This is a genomic window from Lacibacter sp. MH-610 (assembly GCF_045780045.1).
Classification (GTDB): Bacteria; Bacteroidota; Bacteroidia; order Chitinophagales; family Chitinophagaceae; genus Lacibacter.
The window spans coordinates 575,767-596,240 of the sequence record NZ_CP116002.1; the positions used below are offsets into that span (position 1 = coordinate 575,767).

Genomic DNA, 20,474 nt, shown 5'->3' on the forward strand with positions numbered 1-20,474 from the left:
CGGTCCACCTGCGCCGGTTAATGCAAACCCGGTTGCACGGGGTTTACAGCAATACGGTTCTTATCAATTACTTCTTCATAAAACGGCTGCCCTTTTCATTGAGCTCTACCATTTTTCCGTTCTCTAAACGGATATCATTTACATAATTCATAGAATCAACCACACCTTTGGGATCGGTCCATACCTGTTTGTACCAAAGGGTTACCCATTCTGCTTTTTTATCAGCAGAGATTACAGATACATAATCATACATGGTGATCTTGAGATCATTGTACATAGGCCGTGCTGCTTTAAAAAAGCCCAGAGCACTGTCCCGGCTCAGCCTGGCCTGGAACTGGTCAAAATCAATGGTAAGCGAATCACCAATAAGGGAAGAAAGGGTGGTAAAGTCATTGTCAACAAATGCTTTGAGGCTATTCATGGCTGCTGCTACATTTTCAGTACTGCCGATGGCCCAGTTTTTATATGGCTCTGCCAGGGTATAAGCAAGTTTTACTTCGGCAGCGGGGGCGGCATCGGTGGTGGCAGCTTTGTTGTCTGCAGTGTTGCAGGCGTTCATAACAAGCACGAGGCAAAAAAGAAGAATCATCTGTTTCATAAAAATGGTTTTGGGTTTAAATGAAGAAAAAAAAGGGATGAGAAAAGTTAGGGCATTTAAATGCTGAATGCAAGTGTTTGGTTGAAATAGTTAAGAAAGCGGCTTTAGATAACTGCAAAACAAAGAGTTGAAACGGGGAGGGAAAGTGTTACTTTAAACCCGTGTTTTGCTTTGAGTTTTTGCGGTTTAGAAAATGAAAACGAAGGAGCGAAAGCATCAGGAAATTCTTAGTACAAAAACCCTACACATCTTTAACTCATTACTGAAACATGTACCTGCGGTGTATACCCCGCCTTAAACACTTCTACATAACTCTTAGGTGTAAGTACTTCCACGGTCTGTGCCGCATCAGCAGTTGAACATTGTTTATACCCGGCAAAACTCCATTGGTACAGTTGCCTGCGGTACCACAAAAAGGCTTCTTTGCTTTCAGCAGGTTTTAAAAAAACACCATCGGGCAATACCTGTAACGGTGCTGTAAATGTTTTTTGTGTATTGTTTTGTGTGAGGCGTTCTTTATGAATGAGTGCATCAATGGTTTGTATGGATGTGTTATTGTGTAAGTCATAGGTTGCGGCATTTGCCAGGAGCCACAACTGTTTAAACTTTTTATAAGCGGCATGCCGGCAAAAACCACAGGGGCGGTGGCCGGCAGCAAAGGCAGTAGCTTCATCTAAGAAAAATAATTCCGTCCAGCGGTTGGGTGTCATCAGCGCTCTTCGCTTGTCTTTGTAGTGCAGCACACAGGTAATCCAGTATTTTACGGCGTGGTGTTTTATAATTTGTTGATCGGGGTTGTGTAGTACACCACGATTGCCCGTCCATGCTCCACGTTCAGGAGTTGCAATGATATTGCCAAAAGGATTTATACGGTTTTGTAATGGCATGCGGGTTGTTAACATGAATGGTTCATTTCAAATGTAAACAATCTGCATTGTTCAGGTTTGGGAAAATCATCCATCAACCGGCGTTCATCCTCCATTTTTTACGGCTGTAAATCAAATCATCTTTGTGCTGTTAATCACACACACAAATTTTAAAAACAAATAACAATGAAACAGTTTACAGTTCCCACAAGAAACGAAGTATCTCCTGCCAACCAGGAAATTTTTGACAACCTCAACAAAGCCCTTGGTTTTGTGCCCAATCTTTACGCCACTATTGGTCTTTCTTCAAACGGATTGGGCCGCTACCTTGCTTATCAAAATGCAAAAACCAGTTTGAGCAATAAAGAAAAAGAAGCGGTGAACCTGATTGTGAGCCAGATCAACGGATGTATTTATTGCCAAAGCGCTCACACAGTTATTGGTAAAATGAATGGTTTTACGGATGAGCAGGTATTGGATATTCGCCGTGGTACTGCAACAGATGCTAAACTCAACGCATTGGTGCAACTGGCAGCTTCCATCACCAAAAACAAAGGCCGTGCAGATGCTGCAACTGTTGATGCTTTTTTTGCAGCCGGTTATACCAATGAGCATTTAGTAGATACAGTATTGCAGGTGAGTGAAAAAATTGCGATGAATTATTTACACAACCTTACACAAATTCCGGTTGACTTCCCGGTAGCACCATCTTTAGAGCTGACTGCCAGTGTAAACTAAAAGAAAAACCAAATACAACAAAGTCGGGCAAAATCCCGGCTTTGTTGTCCATTATAGGAAAATTGTCCATCACAGTGCGTTCATCCTCCATTTGAAACCTCTGCAGACCCAACGAACTTTGTGTATCAAACAAAAAACGATGACAACAACTACCAATACAGCAAGACTTACAAAAGGTGATTATCAAACTTATCTTCAACAGGGCATCAGCTATCAGCAATACAAACAAAACATGTCAGAAGATCTTGCTTTGAATAAGGATCTGAAGATTAAAGAATACATCAACCTCAACCAACGCAGAATGCATCGGGTGGAAAAAACGTATATCCCTTCTGCTCAAATCATAACACAGGTTAAAAACCTTAAGCATAAAACGTACTGGCTGATATTAACAGAACACTGGTGTGGCGATGCTTCTCAATCATTACCTGCATTGCATGCGCTTGCTGAATTAAGTGAAGGAAAGATTGAAATGAAATTGATGTACAGGGATCAGAATAATGAACTAATGAATGCGTACCTCACCAACGGAACAAGGTCAATTCCCAAATTAGTTCAGTTAGATGAACATTTTAATGTTACGGGTATCTGGGGGCCAAGACCAACGGTTGCACAAAAACTGGTGAAGGAATTAAAAGCCAATCCTGCCACTGCTTCCTCCTATGCGAACGAGCTGCACTTGTGGTATGCAAAAGATAAGCAACAAAATCTCGAAAAAGAAACAGCACAACTGTTATTCAGAGCCAATTTATATTGTCCTGATTGTTTATCATAAAAATAAAACATATGGAACAACGTCATCCCCTTCCGCCGTTTACAGAAGAAACTGCCAAACAAAAAATTCAAATGGCCGAAGATGCCTGGAACAGTAAAGACCCGGTAAGGGTTTCAAAAGCTTACACGGCGGATAGTGAATGGCGAAACCGAAATGTTTTCTTAAAAGGCAGAGATGCGATCGTACAATTTCTTAGCGGCAAATGGCAAAAAGAGTTAAACTACAAACTCAAAAAAGAATATTGGGCACATACGAATAACCGAATTGCTGTGCGTTTTGAATATGAATATCAAAATGCAGCCGGTCAATGGTTTCGTGCTTATGGCAATGAAAACTGGGAGTTTGATGAAAACGGGTACATGGCCAAACGGTTTGCAAGCATTAACGATTTGGAGATTGAAGAAAAAGAAAGAACATTAAAATAAGTTTATGACACATGATGTAAATAAAACAAACGAAGAACTAATAGTAATTCCTGACGAATGCGGTGATACACTTTGGGATGCCGTGCTTGCGCTAACAGCATGAAGCTGTAACTTACAGCACAGTTACATCAAAACAAACAGTAATGCTCATACCTATTTTACAATCCCTTTTTGAACGGGATCTTCTCAGGTTAAAAACAGAAATAGAACTGTACAGGGACGAATCAAAGCTCTGGCATATTGAAAAAGGTATTGCTAACTCAGCTGGTAATTTGTGTTTGCATTTAATCGGCAACCTTAATGCATTTATTGGTGCACAACTGGGCAATACAGGTTATGTACGTAACAGGGAACTGGAGTTTTCATTAAAAGATATGCCACGAAAGGAGTTGCTCGAAAAAATTGAAGCTACAATAGAAGTGGTAAATCAGTCGCTGGAAAAAGTTACAGATGAACAACTGCAGGCCGAGTATCCAATCATGGTATTCAAAGATAAACTCAGCACGGCAATGTTTCTTACGCACCTTGCAACGCATCTTACCTATCATTTGGGTCAAATTAATTATCACCGGCGTTTACTGGATGCAGAAAACTGAATATTATTGAAATGATGAATCAAACTGCCTTTACATTGGTCAACCCGCAAAACGGCAACCTGGCATTTAAATTATTTTCCTTTGAAGACAATAGTTTTTTTGACCACATTCAGCGAAACAATTATTATTCGCTTATTTGGGTTAAAGAAGGAAGCGGGAAATTAAAAGCAGATTTTGCTGAATATGATTTTGAACCCGATACGCTTTTTGCCTTTTCTCCTTACCAGCCTTATATGATTGCAACAGATGCACAGGTGAAAGGTGTTGCTATTTATTTTCACCCTGAGTTTTTTTGCATTTATAAGCATCATAAAGAAGTAAGCTGCAACGGTGTGCTGTATAATAATATTTACAACCCCCCTTTTGTAACAGTAGATGAAGGTTCAGCGGCAACTTTTGATATGCTGTGCACACAAATAAAAACGGAAATGCAAAATCCTGATTTAGCACAGTATGAATTACTGGTTTCTTATTTAAAAATATTTTTAATAACGGCGGCCCGTTTAAAAACACAACAGCAACCTGAAGCGGCAGCCGTACTTAGTGAGAACAAAGAGCCCTTTATTCTTCAAAAGCTGAAAGATGCCATTGAAGAAAATTTCAAAATCAAACATTCGCCAGCAGATTATGCAGCATTGCTCCACATTACACCCAAAGCTTTAGCTAAAATAACCAAGTCGTATTTTAATAAAACACTCAGCAGTTTAATTAACGAACGTATCATCATTGAAGCCAAGCGTGAATTATATCTCACCAACAAAACGGTGAAAGAAATTGCGTATGAGTTGGGTTATGAAGACGAATACTATTTCAGCCGCTTTTTTAAAGTAAATGCAGATGTGTCGCCGCAGTTGTACCGGGAAACGGTGGGCTATGCAAAGGCAATGGCATAAACAGTCATCTCTTCTTGTTTTCAATTGTTCTATAGCTGACGAAAAGTACAATTCGGGGTTTTTATTTTTACTGCAATGAAAGAGCTGCTTGCGCAAATACGTTCCTGCACTGTTTGTAAAAAGGTGTTGCCCAATAAGCCAAGACCTATTGTGCAGGCGGGGAGTTCTGCAAAAATCATCATCATTGGTCAGGCACCGGGTACAAAGGTTCAGAACAGCGGCATACCATGGGATGATGCAAGCGGCAATGAATTAAGAAGATGGCTGGGTGTAACTAAAGAACAGTTTTATAATGACAAACTGTTTGCACTCGTGCCCATGGGATTTTGTTATCCCGGCAAGGGCACCAGCGGCGATTTACCGCCACGCCCTGAATGTGCACCGCTGTGGCATGAACAATTATTGAAGCAGATGAAAAAAGTGCAACTCACCATCCTTATCGGGCAGTATGCACAAAACTATTATTTGGATGATACGTTGAAACAAACACTTACTGTAACAGTACGAAATTACAAAGCATACCTGCCAACGTATTTGCCATTGGTTCATCCATCACCCCGTAACAGAATATGGCAAAAGAAAAATGAATGGTTTGAAAAAGAAGTAGTGCCGGCACTGCAGTCAATTGTAAGAAGGTCGCTTGCCTGACAGGCGAGCCACTTTCCCAACAACTTCTCCTGCAAGGGACGTTGCTTTACATATCCTCTTCCTATCCTGTTTTTCTACTCAGCATATATCAACATATATCTATTTAATTCCAGATTTCTCATCGCATCAAAAACACCGTTCCGCTCTTCAACTGCACATCTTCTCCTTTCAGTTGGTAACTGCATTTCCATACAAAACTGCCCGGGTCTTGCGGCAGTCCTTTCACCGTGCCGTTCCAGCCGCTTTGCAAATCCGTTGTTGTAAACACAAGTTCACCAAACCGGTTGTAAATACTGAAATTATACTGGAGCACATCACCAAACAAAAAGGGCTTCAGGTTATCATTCAGCCCGTCATTGTTGGGTGTAAACGCATTGGGCATGTAAAAACCGGTTAAGCATTGTTTCAATGCTACATTCACCGTATCGGCACCGGTGCAGTTATACCCATCCGTTACTGATAATACATATTGGCCCGCTTTGTTGATGTTCAGTTTTGGTGTGGTGGCGCCGTTACTCCATAAATAGGTTTTATACCCTGCAGCGGCTTGCAGCTCCAGGGTACCGTAACTGCAAATGCTCGTATCCTTTCCTAAAAAACGGGAGGGCAAAGGAAGTAGTCTTGTAATTACAGTGGTGTCACGCCCCTTACATCCGTTGGCATCGGTAACGGTTACACTGTAAGTACCCGTATTGGCAACGGTGATCGTACCTGTTTGCTGCCCCGTGCTCCATACATAACTTGCATAACTGCCTGCATCCAGTGTACGTGTGCTCTGGCTGCAGAGCAAACTGTCTTTATTCAAACGCACTATTGGGTTGGCATATACTTGCAACACCTGCATGGTATCGGCAGAACTGCAACCCTCTGCGGTGGTGGCTTTTACAGAGTAAGTGCCTTGTGCTTTTACAGTAAGTTGTGCGGAGGTGGCTCCGTTGCTCCATGTATAATTGGTAAAACCGTTACCTGCACGCAGTACAACACTGTCGCCATTGCAAAAACGTACATCAGGTCCCAGGTTAATGGGTGGTGATGTGTATACTTTTATACGGAGTGTATCAAAACCAAAACAACCGGGTGTTTTTTCGGCCTTCACATAATAGATTGTATCACGGGCAGGGTTTACCACCACCTGTTGAGTGTTAGTAGAGTTGATATTGTACAACGGCCCCCAACTATAGTTGATGAACCCGGCAGGGGCGGTGAGTAATAGTGTATCATTGTTGCACTTGCTTCTGTCGGGACCAATGGAGAGCGGCACGGGTGGAGCAGGGTTGACAATGATGGTATCCGTCTGTATGTTCTTACACGAATCTGTTGCACGCACCCAATAAGTACCTGCTGCATTGATTACAATCGTTGAATCATTACTGCCATTACTCCAAAGGTAGTTGAGAAATTTGTTGCCCGCCCTTAGTGTTATAGAGTTGCCGGAACACAAAGTGGTATCAGCACCAAGGTTTAACATGAGATCTCCTTTGGGTCTGATAACTGTTAACATCGAGTCTTTTACCGGTGTGCATGAAAACTCAAGCGATGCTCCTATTTGTGCTGCTTGAAACGAATTGAACGTTACAACAAGAGATGTATCTGTTTGCTTGATAATAGAAACACCTGATGAAGGAACGCTCCATGTAACAGGCATGGAACAACCTTTATTGCGTCTCAATTTATATTCTACCGGCGTATTTAATGTGCAGATTTCCTGAGGCCCGTAGAGTTTAACATAAGAACAGGAATCAATAAAATCGGTAGGACAGGCAAAAAACACATCGGCATACTTGGTATTGATGCTCAGCGGGTCTGGTTTTAAAACCCCTGCAGCTGTTGTTTCATTGTCCCATATAAAAAGGTTATTACTGACCGTTTGGTTGGTGAAAAAAATATCAATATTAGTGATTTCACAATACACACCGTTAGGATCCTTGCCGGATGAATCGATTTTCAAAAGAGTGATCTTACTGGTGGCAGAGGTATAGGCCTCTATGCCAAATCCAAACTCTTTACCCAATCCTGTAATGGCATCTTTGGCGCCAACAGTGGTATAAGGCAGGGGAGAATTGAAAAAACGGCTGTATTCTTTCGCCCACTTGAGATTAAATTGAGCATCTGTTTTTATAAAAAAGGAATACGCAAAAGAATATGGTTGGAGGTTTAGTGGCTGGGCACCAAAGGAGGTAATGTACCAATCGCCGTTGTTTAAAGGATGCAGTTTAGTATTGCTTGTAAGAACATTGAAAAAAGGTGGGGTTGAAAGAGTTTTGGCCCATAGGGGTGTACCCGAAGTATCAAGATGAATAAGTGTGGTAACCGGATTTACAACACCCGTGGTAGCAAAGGCATTCATTACAAGACCATCATTGTAAAATGCAAGATCCCTCGGGTTTACAAAACTGTTATTAACCAGAATGCTTTTGTTCCAGCGTGTGGCACCTGTTGTGTAATCCAGCTTCATGAGGTTGCCGTAAATGTTTTGTTGAGAGGAAGGTCCGGTATATACTACGGTTTCACAGGCTACATAAACATCATTTCCCTTCACTAAAATCTTTGAAGGATAGTACGACGTAAAGGGGTTGCTGAATTTAAAATATTGTTTCACCCATTTTACAGTGCCATCTGCATGTATTTTAGCAATGGACAATCCTTCAGATGCCAGGTTTCCGAGTGTGCCCGCTACCAGAAAATGAGCGTCGTCTGTTTCAGTTATGGCTACCGGCTCCAGTAACATCCCGTTAATTTCAAAAGAGCGGCACCAGCGTTGATTTCCTTTTTGATCGATGTTTAAATAAAACGGACGGTTATCTGAAACACCGGTTACAAGAAATCCACTGTCTTTAAGCGCAATCATTGGGCCTACCCTTGTATAAAAATCCCGGCGCAGTGTTTTTGTCCATTCAGCACATCCTGATTCTTTGATCTTAATGAGCATACCACTTTCAAAATATGCTGCACCGTTGGGTGCAAGCACATCAGATACATAACCACCGGCCAAATAACCACCACCAGTACCCGAAACCACAGAGGTAGCGTTGTTTTCAAGAAACCGGAATCCATAATTTACTTTTATATTATCTCTGTTAGGGGGCTGATTGCCTGTTAACACATAAATAGCGATAGAGGTGTCGCTGCAGGAGCCGTTACTTGCAATGAGCTTAATCTCATAAAGCCCTGAAATATTGAAAGCATAATTAAATGCCTGCGCTTCTGTAATCAGAAAACCGTTCATATACCACTTTAAAGAAGTAGCATTTGTACTGGTGCTTTCAAACCATACAAGCATTTCATCTGCAAAAATAGAATCTTTGGCAGCGGGGGTAAAACTTGCCGTTACTCCACAGTTATTTGTGTTCGCCCCTTTTAAACAGCAAAATGGTAAGATTAAAAATAACACGATGAGGCCTGCAGCGATTTTCATAAACGTTAATTGATTACAGCAAATTCAACTAATTATTAAGCTAAAATAGTTTTTGTAGAACTGTTTTTTTCGTTTTGTTGTATTACAATACGTTTTAATTAAACACCAGTAAAACAACTCTGTTCAGAGGTTAGACTTTATTTCCGGTAACCTCTTTTGCTGTTTCTGCTTTGCAGTATGAAGATAGCTTTCAATTTCCTGCCATACTAATACTTCAACATTAATTTTCTCCCGCTATCCTTAGTTTGCAACTCAAGGTTTTTTCCACCAACGGCACCCCCTTTCCTCCTTCACTTCGTACCTTGTTACAAATACTCCAACATGAACCTCCGCTCACGCACCCTCTTACTTTTGGCAACAGTAATTACAGCACAAACCTACAGCCAGGCCCTCCGCATACCGCAAACCACCAACATCACCAACACCACAGGCCGTAGGGTAGGCGTTACTGATATACTCATCAATTACAACAGCCCCGGTGTAAAAGGCCGTGAAGGAAAAATATATGGTACTGATATAGTGCCCTATGGTTATACCGTGCTGGGCTTTGGCTCCAATGTTTCATCGCCATGGAGAGCGGGTGCAGATGAATGTACCGTCATCCATTTTTCTACTGATGTTACCATCAATGGTAAAAAACTCAACGCCGGCAGCTATGCATTTTTCGTCGCCGTGTATGAAGACAGCAGCATCCTCATCTTCAACAAAAACACAGCAGCATGGGGCAGCTACTTTTATCGCAAAGAATCAGATGTACTGCATGTACCTACTGTTCAAAAGAAAAATCAACCAACATTGCAGGAGCGACTGGCTTACAATTTTTCCAATCAAACAGACAGTTCCGTACTTATTACGCTGGATTGGGAACGCTGGAGTTTTCCCATACTGGTGCAGGTAGATCTAAAAGCAACCGTGCTGGAAGATATCCGCAGGCAAATGAGCGGCGCTATCGGTTTCGACCCCGTAAGTTTAGAAGCAGCTGCACAATGGTGTGCAGATAATGACGTCAATTATGAAGAGGCACTTAACTGGATCAACTCCGCCACCAACCCGCAACTCGGTGGCAGAAACACTTTTGCTGCACTCTCCACCAAATCAACCCTCCTTAAAAAACTCGGCAGGGAAAAAGAAGCAACAGACATGATGAATGCTGCTGTAGAAAATGCAACAGTTACAGAGTTACACGGTTACGGCCGTCGCCTGCTCTCTGAAAAGAAACTGCCAGAAGCGCTGGCGGTGTTTCAAAAAAACTACGACAAACACAAAACTGCCTGGCCCACCAATGCAGGAATGATGCGTATCTACTCTGCCATGGGCGACTATAAAAAAGCATTGCAGTTTGCCAAAGCAGCCTTACCCCAGTCGCCCGATGAACAAACAAAAAAATTTCTGGAAGCCGCCATTAAAAATTTAAGTGAGGGCAAGCCTTTGTAAGTGAATAGTTTTTTCAGAAGTATCGCTATTGTAACGTTAGAGCAATGCGAAATAAATCTTCATACTTGTTTGTTGTGTGAGAAGATTTCTTTGCGTCTTAATTTGTCGAATGGTTCAGGCCGAAATGAAACCGCTTTTCTGTACTATTCTATTAACCTATTCCTTATTTACACTTTTACTTCTGCAGCCGCATTAATATCGATCTCTTTTGTTTCAGGTGCGTGATGTTGGATTGCATATTTGCCTTCACCTGCTTTCCGTTGATGAAACGCTTTATACATCCTGCCTTTATCAAACATCTTTTCATTACACGAAATAAAAACAGTAGCTACACCATTGCCGATAAAGTTGGTGATAGCTCTTGCTTCAGACATAAAACGATCAACACCCAACAACAAAGCCAATCCTTCAATTGGAATTACTTTTACCGCACTTAAGGTAGAAGCCAGGATGATAAAGCCGCTGCCCGTTACTCCTGCTGCGCCTTTGGAAGTTACCATGAGCACACCTACAATCATCAGCATTTGCTGCAGGGTAAGATCAATATGAAACACCTGCGCCAGGAACAAAACGGCCATGGATAAATAAATAGAAGTACCATCCAGGTTAAACGAGTAACCCGTTGGCACCACCAATCCCACTACTGATTTATGACAACCCATATGCTCCAGCTTTTCCATGAGAGATGGCAATGCTGCTTCAGATGAAGAAGTGCCCAGCACAATGAGCAACTCATCTTTGATATAATTTAAAAACGCAAGCAATGAAATTTTATAATACTTCAATACAGCACCCAGTACTACAAATACAAATACTGCCATGGTGATGTACACGCAAAGCATCAACTTGGCCAATGGTACCAATGTAGCTATACCGTATTTGCCAATGGTAAACGCCATACCGCCAAACGCACCGATCGGTGCCGCCTTCATCACCCAATGCAATGCTCTGAATACATATTTCGAAGCCAGGTAAATAGGCTTTAATAACCTTTGTTTATTTGTAAACCGGCTGAGCACAATCCCGAACAAAATGGAAAACAACAACACCTGTATGGTGATATTCTCTTTGAAAAACTGTAACCATGATACAGATACTTCCCCTTTGTATTTCGTTAGATCAGTGGCGCCTATACCTGATGTATCTACACCGTCACCGGGTCTTATAAAAAAGGCAACAACTACGCCTATGAGCAAGGCAAGTGTTGTAATTACTTCAAAATATAATAATGCTTTACCGCCTACACGTCCCACCTTTTTTAAATTATCCATACCGCAGATGCCGGTAACTATGGTTAAAAAAATGATGGGGTTAATAAACAGTTTGATCACATCAATAAAATATTTTCCCAGTGGTTGCATGGCAACGCCTGTTGCAGGAAAAAAATGTCCCAGCAGAATCCCTGAGAATATTGCAAGCAATACCCAGAAGGTAAGACTGGTATAAAATTTTTTAAACATATAAATGTGTTTAACCCTATCGGGTAATGACTTCATTAACTGCTTTTACACACAAGGCTATCTCCGCTTTACTCACTTGCATAATGCGAAATGTTTCACCGTCTTTATCAATGTAATTATACACTTCTGCATAGCCGCTTGGTAATGTACCGGTGATTGTTTTAATAAAACTAAGTGCTACCAAAAATGTTCCTAATGCTGAGGGATGCGACTCATCACTGTGATATAATTCTATACCCGGTTGTAATGCCATTGCTTGGACCCAGCAGTTACCTGCAGGCACTACAACTGCATTGTTTTGCTTGCCCAGCTCTTCATACATACGGTTGATGGTTGCTTGTGTTTCAGGCGTTTTCTTTCTGCTCCATGTATTATAGATATACGGCTTGGCACCTGTTTGTTTGATTAAATCGCAAAACAACTTTCCGTCACGCAACAGACTGTCTGCACCACGCAAAGGCCTCATACTGTTATCCTGAATCACTACAATATCATAACCGCCATTAAGAATTTTTTCTCTCGATTTTAATCCTCTTGCTCCATTCCAATGATCGGTAAGGGTAGCACCGCCTGCTGTTGATTTTTTACAGATGATTTTAACATCCATACTGTCTGTAAGCAAACCAATCATCTGCGCCAGGTTGTTATAATACACATAGCTGTTGCCCACAAACAATACACGAATCGTATCTTTTTTGGCTGTCTGTGCATGTGCAGTTTGAATCAAACAAAACTGCACACACAGAACAAGGGCAATCAATCGTAACGGCTTTATCAAAAACATACTTAACGGTTAACAGGTGTGGGATCAAATAAGGATGGAATCGGGTTGGGTGTTGATGTATTGATATCAATTTCAAACTGCGGATATAAAAAACGCTGCGGAAACTGCGTACCAAAGTTTAAAGGCACGGGCACACGCACATCTGTTTCTTTAAATAAGCGGCGCATATCATTATAACCTTCTATTTGCCCGATAAAGTTTACATAACGCTCTTCAATAATTTCACGCAACAGGGCACGGTCCTGTGCAATAGGTGAAGTGCCCCCGTTTTCCATACCACCTGCTGCAAAATCTGCTGCTACATACGGATCATAACGCCAGTTACCTGTTGTGAGATACGTAGTAGTGATATAGGCACCGGTATTCATATAGGCCCTGTAGGTATTTAAACGTGTGAGACCTGCAGCAAAACCATTCACTCTTGTATCTGCTTCTGCCAGGATCAATAAATTTTCACCAAAGGTGGCAAGCGGAAAGAAGGTGTTTTGTCCGAAAAATCCGTTCACAGTAAAATTCAGGTTAGTAGCACTGTTGTAAAAATAATTCCAGCGGGCACGCTCATTGGTTTTAGTATTACCTCTGTAACGGGTACCTGCAGGGTTCACCAAACTCACACCATACATACCGGTTGCATCAATCCAATTGGGACGGTCTAAAGAAAGAAACTGAAAGTAAAGATTAAATGCACCTCTGCTGGTAGCAAAATGCGGAGCCATAAAGTTATTAGCCTGCGCACTGATGCCATTCTGTGCTGCCGCCAATGCTCTGGGGTAATCCCGCACATGCATAAAGTAACGAGCTTTCAATGTGTTGGCTGTTTGTATCCAGCGGGTCATGTTGCCGGCAAAGTGAATATCCTGTGCAGCAAAATCTACAAATGCAGTTGAACCGAGGTTTACAATGGCTGAATCAAGCAATACCTGCAATCTTGCATACACATCAGCCTGTGCATCAAATTTGGGATTGGCAAAATTATCATTAGCCGCTTCACTATAAGGTATATCACCCCACAGTGCTGTTGCTGTTCCCAGTAAATTGGCTTCAATCACCTGCGCCACACCCAGCATACGACGATTGTTTACAGCTGTTGCTTTGCCTTTTAAAATTTTAATGTTCTTATATACACCGGAATACACACGTTGCCATGCTGCATCAAAATTTCTGGTGATCACTGTGTATTGATGATAGCTTTGATACTGTTGTGTATAACCTCTGAAATAACCGGTCCACATACCGGCAAAGCGTGCCAGATCTCCTTCCTGTATGTTCATGTTACCCACCATAATACTGGTGAGCATACTGTTCGCATCAGCATCGGTTGGATTATTGGGATCTGTATTAATGTTGTCAACAATTTTACTGCAGGAACTCCATACAGCAATAAAACAAACCAAGGCAATCAAATAACGTTTCATATAAATAAATTTTGAATGGAGATTAAAAATTAAGTTTCAATGTGAACAGATAAGATCGGGTAGGAGGGTTCACAAAATAAACCACACCACGTCCGGAAGTTGAACCCGAGTTGTTGGCATCAGGATCATATCCGTTTACGTTACTGATCAAAAACAGGTTACGTCCGCTTATTTCAAAACCCAATGAACTGATGCCTGCTTTCTTTTTCAGAAAATCACTTGTTACCGTATAACCAAAGTTGATTTCACGCAAGCGTGTCCAGGTAGCATCTTCTAAAAACAATTCGCCCACATTGCCAAACCATCCGCCGGGACCGGTGTACCAGCTTTGATCCAATGCTACATTACCGGCACCAAAGTCTTTGATATTACCACGAAACGGTGTGCCTGCAGGAATAATCGTTCCATTGTATCGTTTCAAAGGCACATCACTCACCCGTTCAAAACCTGTAGCTGCTGATGTACCATAATCAAGTAATACACCTTCTGTACCGTTAATCACATCGCCGCCTTGTGAATGCTCCATCAATGCATTGAGATAAAACTTTTTGTATTTAAGACTAAAGCCAAAAGAACCACGCCAGTCAGGATTAGGATCACCAATCGGTGCCGCTGTAGGATCTACAACCGGAAAACCGTTGGCATCCAATGAAAACTTGCCGGAAGCGTCACGTAAAAATTTATTGGAGAACAATACACCTAATGCATAACCTTCCACTGCTCTGGATGATACACCGGCACTGCCGCCCAATGTTATAGAACCGGCGCCGCTTAAGTTGGTTACAAGATTTCTATTGCGTGTCCAGTTAAGATTTACATCGAGTGTCCAGTCTTTGCTTTGAATGAAATTATAACCAAGATCAATTTCTATTCCTTTGTTTTCAATAGCGCCTGCGTTGGCATACAAAGTATTGAATCCTGTTGCAGGAGATTGTGTTACAGAAATTAAAGCGTCTTTAGTGGTATTGTTATAACATGTAAGACCCAGTGTTAACCTGTTTTTGAAAAATCGTAAATCGGCACCTATTTCAAACTCTTGCTTTTGCTCCGGACGTAAAAAGGCATTGCCTCTGTCATCATTCTGCAAATAAGATCCGGTTCCGTATAAAGCGGGATCAAGAGCACCACCTAAACCATCGCCCCATGTACGTGCCGTAAATGTAGTAGCTGTATTATATGCTAACGGCTGCACACCCACAATACCAAAAGAAGCACGAAGCTTACCAAAGGAAAACCACTCAGCCTGTTCAAATAATTTTAAACGGGTAAACTGCCACGCTGCATCAGCCGATGGATAGAAAAATGTTTTGGATGCGAGACTTCCAAAAGTAGAAGCCGCTTCCAAACGAGCTGTTGCATTTACAAATACCTGATCATAAAATGAAGTACCGATGCTGGTGTAACCGGCATTGGTTAAGCGTCTTAAAAAACGATCAGTTACTGAAATGTTAGCAGGGGTAGCATTATTAAAATCCTGCGGACCTTCAGCTAAAATAAAGTTGAGTGATTGGCCGCCGAGTGTTGTTGTTTTTAAACTGTTATAGTTAAACCCAAGTGTAATATTGCCCGAAATGTTTTCATTAAAATCATGCTGTACTCTTCCGATAACATCGAGGTTAAATTGAAACTCTGAATATTCTTCCCTGTTGTATTGCCCTGTAATGGCATTGGCAGAGAAATAAGGAAAGTAATTGGTTTGTAAATCAGTAAAATAATCAAGACCGGCACGTGTGGTAAGTGTAAACCATTTTACCGGTTTTATATTCACTTCTGCTGCATTCATAAAACGATTGACAACAGATTTGTTTTTGAGTGAATTAATAACCCACAGTGGATTATTAAAGCCGGGATTGGTACTGGAGCCGATTCCGTTTCTGTAAGAGCGATGTCTGTTGGAAACTACAGCGCCTCCGGGACCAGTATAAAAACTTCCGATATAATCGGTGTTATCAAAATCAGCAGGTGTACGTAAAAGACCGATCAACAAACCGGCATTATTAATACCGGCCTGCAATCTGTTGGAACTGCTTAAGATATAAGATGCTTTGTTGGAAACGCTCAACCACTTGTTCAATTCTCTTCCCGCATTAACACGAAATGTAGTTCTTCTGTAATCACTGCTGTTGCGCACAACACCTTTCTGATTCAAATCACTGAAGCTTAAAAAGTAGTTGGACTTATTATCACCGCCGCTTACACTCAATGAATTGTCAAGAAAATAACCCGTTCTGAAAATACTGTTGTAGTTTTTATCATTAAACGTTTCTCTGGAGTTCTTGGTAGTAATGGGATAAATTGTTCTGCCGGTATTGCCCACAAAATAACCGCCCGTTGTATTGAAAACATCATCGGCTCCGGAACGGTTGGCAATTTTATCACCCCATGTACGTATGGCATTCGCCTGCCACACACCGTTATTGCCCTGCCCGTATGTATTTTGTAGATCATAAAATGCACTCACCTCGTCAAAAGAAACAGTAGAACGGAAACTGATGTTTGCTTTGTTGCCACTGCTTCCTTTTTTGGTAGTGATGATGATTACGCCATTCGCTGCCCTGGTGCCCCATAATGCCGCTGCTGATGCACCTTTTAAAATCTGCACACTGGCCACATCATCCATATTGATATCATTCATACGGCTTTGCTGTACGATCTGTCCGCCGCTGGGTTCTCCTCTTGCATCACCGCTCACCGGCACACCATCTATAATCAACAAAGGATCTGTACTGCGGGTAATGGTACTTTGACCTCTGATCAAAATTTGTGAAGAACCTCCCGGGTCGCCCGATGATCTGGAAACACGAATACCCGATGATTTACCGGCAAGCGATTGAATTAATCCCGATTCACCTGAATTGGTAATCGCTTCAGAACTGATACGATTGGTAGCGTAGCCCAGCTTGTCCTTCCTGGTTTCAAAACCCAGGGCGTTCACCACTACATTTTCAAGAGAAGTAGCTGTTACATTTAAGCGAACTTCTATTAACTCAGAGCCGTTCAGTTTTATCTCCTTTGTTTCAAAGCCGATAAAGCTTATTACAAGTTGTGTCTTGCTCGATGGCACTTGAATGGTAAAAGCACCTTTGTCGTCTGTTAAAGCGGTAGTTGTGGTTCCTTTGACTAATACCGTTGCGCCTGATAAAAAATTTCCTTTATCATCCAGCACAACACCTTTTATCGGCTTGCTCTGGCCAAAAGCGTGTGTAAAAAAGAAAAGAACAGCAATGAAGCAAACACAGAATCTGTGTACGTTGAATTGATTCATATGACAGCATGTTTTGGTTTTAAAAAAAACAGTCAATCAAAATAACAGATGTCTGATTGTTTTTGATTTAATAGTACCTTTCCGATTCAATTCTAAAAAAAAACAGGATTTCCGAAACCTATAAAGAATTTCCGAAATTTATAATTGTATAATTTTCAATTAATTAGGTTTGAAGCTCAAAAAAGGAAAAGAGGAAATTATTTACTTGCTTAATCAGGCGATCATCAAGTTTCAGCATGAAACAGGTAAAGAAATAATCCAAAATACCAATCGAAAGAATTACGAAGCCCTCGCCATCGCCCTTAGTGAAATCAGTAACAACCTTCCGCAAACAGCCGAAATCCTAGGGCACATCAGGTATGAGGCCGATACAGCTAAAGAACAACAGGAATACCCGTTCAGAAAATATGACATCACCGGCGGGCAAATCAAAGACGCCCTCATGGGGCTTGTAGCTAACCCACGCCCATTCCTTGTTGATACGTGTTATATCTATGTATATGGTATGGGGCGGCTTGCATTTGAAAAAAATCCGAAAGATGAATACCTCGTTTCAACAGAGGATGCTGAAGATATAACGATGGATGCTTATTCAGTTTTTAAAGAAAACCAGCAACTGAAAGCAACGCTCATCAAATTAAGACATGAACGCAAACGCAGCATCAGCAGAAAAAACACCTTCATCAGAAAAGTAATACTACCACTCTCGGTAATCCTGCTCATACTAAGCGTTTATTTTTTTTATCAATACAATTCAGTAACACAGCAACTGCGTGTTTTTAAAAATGATTTTAAACTCTTGCCATATACACCCACACAGGCACAAATTGATAGTTTGGAAGGTGTTTGGATTTGCTACATCGGTTCACCGCAGGCACGTCTTTCTGATCCCAACAGGTATCATAAAGTGGTGACGAATCTTGTAGAAATAAAATACAAAAACGGTTACTTCCTCTATGAGCGTTATGGTGCAAGCTTTAACCACACAGGGTATATACAAATGGAAGCACCGGGACTTATTTCCATCCACTCCCGCATAAAAAACAATACCAATATCATTGAATCCCCCCGTCACAGTTTAATGCAGCTGGAACCGGGCAAACCTTTTTTAAATGCCATATCAGCATCCTGGAGTTTTGATGTGGGTAACAAAAATCGAATTATCGGTATCAGAGAGGTGTATCAAAAACTGGGTAAAGGAGGTGCCATTGAAGAAGTGATTAATTCTGTTGAAAATGCAAGCTGCCAATGTAAAATCATTCGCTGGAAAAAAAATCAAAAAGACATCAGCACCTTCTTTCTCAAAAATATGTCTCTTGATTCCTTAGCCAATTCTGAAATGAAAAGCATGATTGATGAACGAAGTATCCTCTTAAAAGATCCTGCTGAAGAATTCATCATCATTAAAAAGGCAGAATAAGCAACGCTTTAACTGTTGCTCATTTTAATACAGGTTCCAATAACGGGCCCAGCCGTTCCGCCCATTTCCTGTACTCTAATCCGGAGGGATGTAACCCATCTGTTGCAATTAATGCAGGATTTGATCTGGCTTCACGGGTAGAAGGAGTAATATCCAGGTAACTGATCCGGCAGCTCAGCGTTATCTCTTTATTAATAGCATTAAATAAATCAAGTTCCCTGCGTATGCGGGCTGTATCATTTGAAGAAGCAAAGGGCGTTACACTGTAATCAGGAATTGAAAGTACCACTACATTTTCTTTTTTACCTCTTGCCAGTTCAATACTTCGTTGAAGCAGCACGGTAAACCGTTGTCTGTACCCGGCAGTATCTCTTGTTTGATATTGATCATTTACTCCAATCAATAAGGTAACCACATCATGCGGTGCCGGATTTTGGTTGTTGAGGGCGTTTTGAAGATTGGTGGTGGTCCATCCCGTAGTGGCAATATAAGTAAGTGTACCGATGATGATTCCTTTCTGCTGCAGCCATTGAGCTGTTTGTGCCGGAAAGCGTTCTGTTGCACTCACCCCTTGACCAATGGTATACGAATCGCCCAGTGCCAAATAGCTCTTGGGCGTGATGGAGGGAGCCGGACTCAGTATCGTTTCTGTTCGCTCAGGTCGGCAGGCACTGGTGGTTAAAAACAGTATCAACAGACAGGTTGCCTGTAAAGGATTCATGTAATAAGGTTTCATTTGCTTCACAATACAAATAAAAGCAGGTATTGTTGAAAAGGGAAGCTTTATTCATTCCTGACTTTATCAAGAAGCTCAAACATTTCTTTTTAATAATCCAGCATCATGGCTCTTGCCTGTGGTAAAGGCACTCTTTGCAGGGATGCCTGCAGGTACTTCTTTGCTTCTTCACGCTGGTTCTTGCGTTCAAATAAAACGGCACAATTATAGTTAGCAATGGCGGCTGTTTTATCATCCGTTTCTTTAGTGCGTTTCATACTTTCAATAAGAGCTGCTTCATAATCGCCCCGCTTAATAGCAGCACCTGTGCTTTCAAATCCTTTGCTGATGAGTAAAGGGCGGTAATGCTTTTGCTCACCGGGAAAATAACGGTTGAGGTAATCTTGCACGCATTCAAAAACGATATCATACGCATCGTTCCGCTGCACTACAACATTTGGTCCTGCGGCCAGCAAACCGCTGGCTACATTACGGGAAGAATGAAATTTCTGCCGCACCGCATCATCCGTACGAACCAATCCATCCTTACGGTACAGCGCATATGCCAGTCCTGCTCTTATATCATAAAACGCTTCTCTTGATTTAGAGCCGCTGCTTTCTTTTGTTACATCCACACGGGTTTGTATAAACTCTACATCAAAACCCGTGAGCACAAACGCATAAACGGCGTTGTACTGCTGCAACAGGTTGTTGATGGAGGCTGTATCGTTGTTATTAATAAAGGTATAGCCCCTTACTGCTTCGGCTGCAATACGGGTAGTGCTGCGGATGCGATAGGCGCTCTCCTGCAATAAACTGTCAATCATCTGCATAAATAATGCTTCTTTATTATCCCTGTATTTCTGTGCCTGTACAGAATAGCTGTTGAGCAGAATTACTTTTTGAGGCGCCGGTTCCAGCGGGTATAATGGAACAGTTGGTGTGGTATAGCTGATCATGACCTGTTTAGCGGCACAACTGCTGAGCAACAGCAGGATAAAAATGATATGATACCGTTGCATGAGGA

The 20,474-nt window shown here is 41.6% G+C and carries 17 protein-coding genes; 8 read left to right on the plus strand and 9 right to left on the minus strand.

Translation table 11 applies throughout. The annotated features are described in order from the left end of the window. Positions 1–67 precede the first annotated feature (67 nt). Together PDL71_RS02655 and PDL71_RS02660 are read right to left on the minus strand one after the other, a co-directional pair. Complete coding sequence (locus tag PDL71_RS02655; RefSeq protein ID WP_407524936.1) at positions 68–598, minus strand: hypothetical protein; 531 nt, start codon at positions 596–598, stop codon at positions 68–70. A gap of 251 nt (positions 599–849) precedes the next feature. Beyond that, the gene (locus PDL71_RS02660) at positions 850–1,485 is read right to left on the minus strand and encodes a hypothetical protein (protein ID WP_407524939.1); all 636 of its coding nucleotides are present in this window, start codon (positions 1,483–1,485) and stop codon (positions 850–852) included. 165 nt (positions 1,486–1,650) lie between these two features. On the opposite strand from PDL71_RS02660, the gene PDL71_RS02665 reads away from it, so the two are divergent. The 6 genes from PDL71_RS02665 to PDL71_RS02690 all read left to right on the plus strand — a co-directional run bounded on the left by PDL71_RS02665 (position 1,651) and on the right by PDL71_RS02690 (position 5,539). After that, positions 1,651–2,202, plus strand: coding sequence for a carboxymuconolactone decarboxylase family protein (locus PDL71_RS02665; RefSeq protein ID WP_407524941.1), 552 nt, complete (start codon positions 1,651–1,653; stop codon positions 2,200–2,202). A 139-nt stretch (positions 2,203–2,341) separates the two neighbouring features. Then, positions 2,342–2,977 (plus strand): thioredoxin family protein, encoded by a 636-nt coding sequence (locus tag PDL71_RS02670; RefSeq protein ID WP_407524944.1) that lies wholly within the window; start codon positions 2,342–2,344, stop codon positions 2,975–2,977. An 11-nt stretch (positions 2,978–2,988) separates the two neighbouring features. Next, positions 2,989–3,402: a DUF1348 family protein gene (locus PDL71_RS02675; protein ID WP_407524945.1), complete on the plus strand. Its 414-nt coding sequence runs from the start codon at positions 2,989–2,991 to the stop codon at positions 3,400–3,402. A gap of 143 nt (positions 3,403–3,545) precedes the next feature. After that, positions 3,546–3,998, plus strand: coding sequence for a DinB family protein (locus PDL71_RS02680; protein WP_407524948.1), 453 nt, complete (start codon positions 3,546–3,548; stop codon positions 3,996–3,998). An 11-nt stretch (positions 3,999–4,009) separates the two neighbouring features. Continuing rightward, the gene (locus PDL71_RS02685) at positions 4,010–4,891 is read left to right on the plus strand and encodes a helix-turn-helix domain-containing protein (RefSeq protein ID WP_407524951.1); all 882 of its coding nucleotides are present in this window, start codon (positions 4,010–4,012) and stop codon (positions 4,889–4,891) included. Between the two features lie 75 nt (positions 4,892–4,966). Beyond that, positions 4,967–5,539 (plus strand): uracil-DNA glycosylase family protein, encoded by a 573-nt coding sequence (locus PDL71_RS02690; protein ID WP_407524954.1) that lies wholly within the window; start codon positions 4,967–4,969, stop codon positions 5,537–5,539. 118 nt (positions 5,540–5,657) lie between these two features. Here PDL71_RS02690 and PDL71_RS02695 read toward each other — a convergent pair whose 3' ends face one another. Next, positions 5,658–8,954 carry a T9SS type B sorting domain-containing protein gene (locus PDL71_RS02695; RefSeq protein ID WP_407524957.1) on the minus strand — a complete coding sequence of 1,099 codons (3,297 nt, stop codon included), beginning with the start codon at positions 8,952–8,954 and terminating at the stop codon, positions 5,658–5,660. 321 nt (positions 8,955–9,275) lie between these two features. Here PDL71_RS02695 and PDL71_RS02700 point away from each other — a divergent pair, with 321 nt between their 5' ends. After that, positions 9,276–10,388, plus strand: a complete 1,113-nt coding sequence (locus PDL71_RS02700) for a DUF2911 domain-containing protein (RefSeq protein WP_407524960.1) — start codon at positions 9,276–9,278, stop codon at positions 10,386–10,388. A 167-nt stretch (positions 10,389–10,555) separates the two neighbouring features. On the opposite strand, the gene dctA is transcribed toward PDL71_RS02700, so the two are convergent. Genes dctA through PDL71_RS02720 form a run of 4 tightly spaced genes read right to left on the minus strand, consistent with a single transcriptional unit; the run spans position 10,556 to position 17,312 of the window. Beyond that, entirely contained in the window at positions 10,556–11,848 is a 1,293-nt protein-coding gene (gene dctA, locus PDL71_RS02705) for a C4-dicarboxylate transporter DctA (protein WP_407524963.1), read from the minus strand. Between the two features lie 16 nt (positions 11,849–11,864). Further along, the gene (locus tag PDL71_RS02710) at positions 11,865–12,632 is read right to left on the minus strand and encodes a hypothetical protein (protein WP_407524967.1); all 768 of its coding nucleotides are present in this window, start codon (positions 12,630–12,632) and stop codon (positions 11,865–11,867) included. Positions 12,633–12,634: 2 nt separating this feature from the next. Further along, on the minus strand, positions 12,635–14,047 hold the full coding sequence (locus PDL71_RS02715) for a SusD/RagB family nutrient-binding outer membrane lipoprotein (RefSeq protein ID WP_407524970.1): 1,413 nt from the start codon (positions 14,045–14,047) through the stop codon (positions 12,635–12,637). A 22-nt stretch (positions 14,048–14,069) separates the two neighbouring features. After that, positions 14,070–17,312, minus strand: coding sequence for a SusC/RagA family TonB-linked outer membrane protein (locus PDL71_RS02720; RefSeq protein ID WP_407524972.1), 3,243 nt, complete (start codon positions 17,310–17,312; stop codon positions 14,070–14,072). A 169-nt stretch (positions 17,313–17,481) separates the two neighbouring features. Here PDL71_RS02720 and PDL71_RS02725 point away from each other — a divergent pair, with 169 nt between their 5' ends. Then, positions 17,482–18,732, plus strand: coding sequence for a hypothetical protein (locus tag PDL71_RS02725; RefSeq protein WP_407524975.1), 1,251 nt, complete (start codon positions 17,482–17,484; stop codon positions 18,730–18,732). Between the two features lie 19 nt (positions 18,733–18,751). On the opposite strand, the gene PDL71_RS02730 is transcribed toward PDL71_RS02725, so the two are convergent. Next, positions 18,752–19,453, minus strand: a complete 702-nt coding sequence (locus PDL71_RS02730; protein WP_407524978.1) for an SGNH/GDSL hydrolase family protein — start codon at positions 19,451–19,453, stop codon at positions 18,752–18,754. Between the two features lie 104 nt (positions 19,454–19,557). Next, entirely contained in the window at positions 19,558–20,469 is a 912-nt protein-coding gene (locus tag PDL71_RS02735; RefSeq protein WP_407524981.1) for a hypothetical protein, read from the minus strand. Positions 20,470–20,474 lie beyond the last annotated feature (5 nt).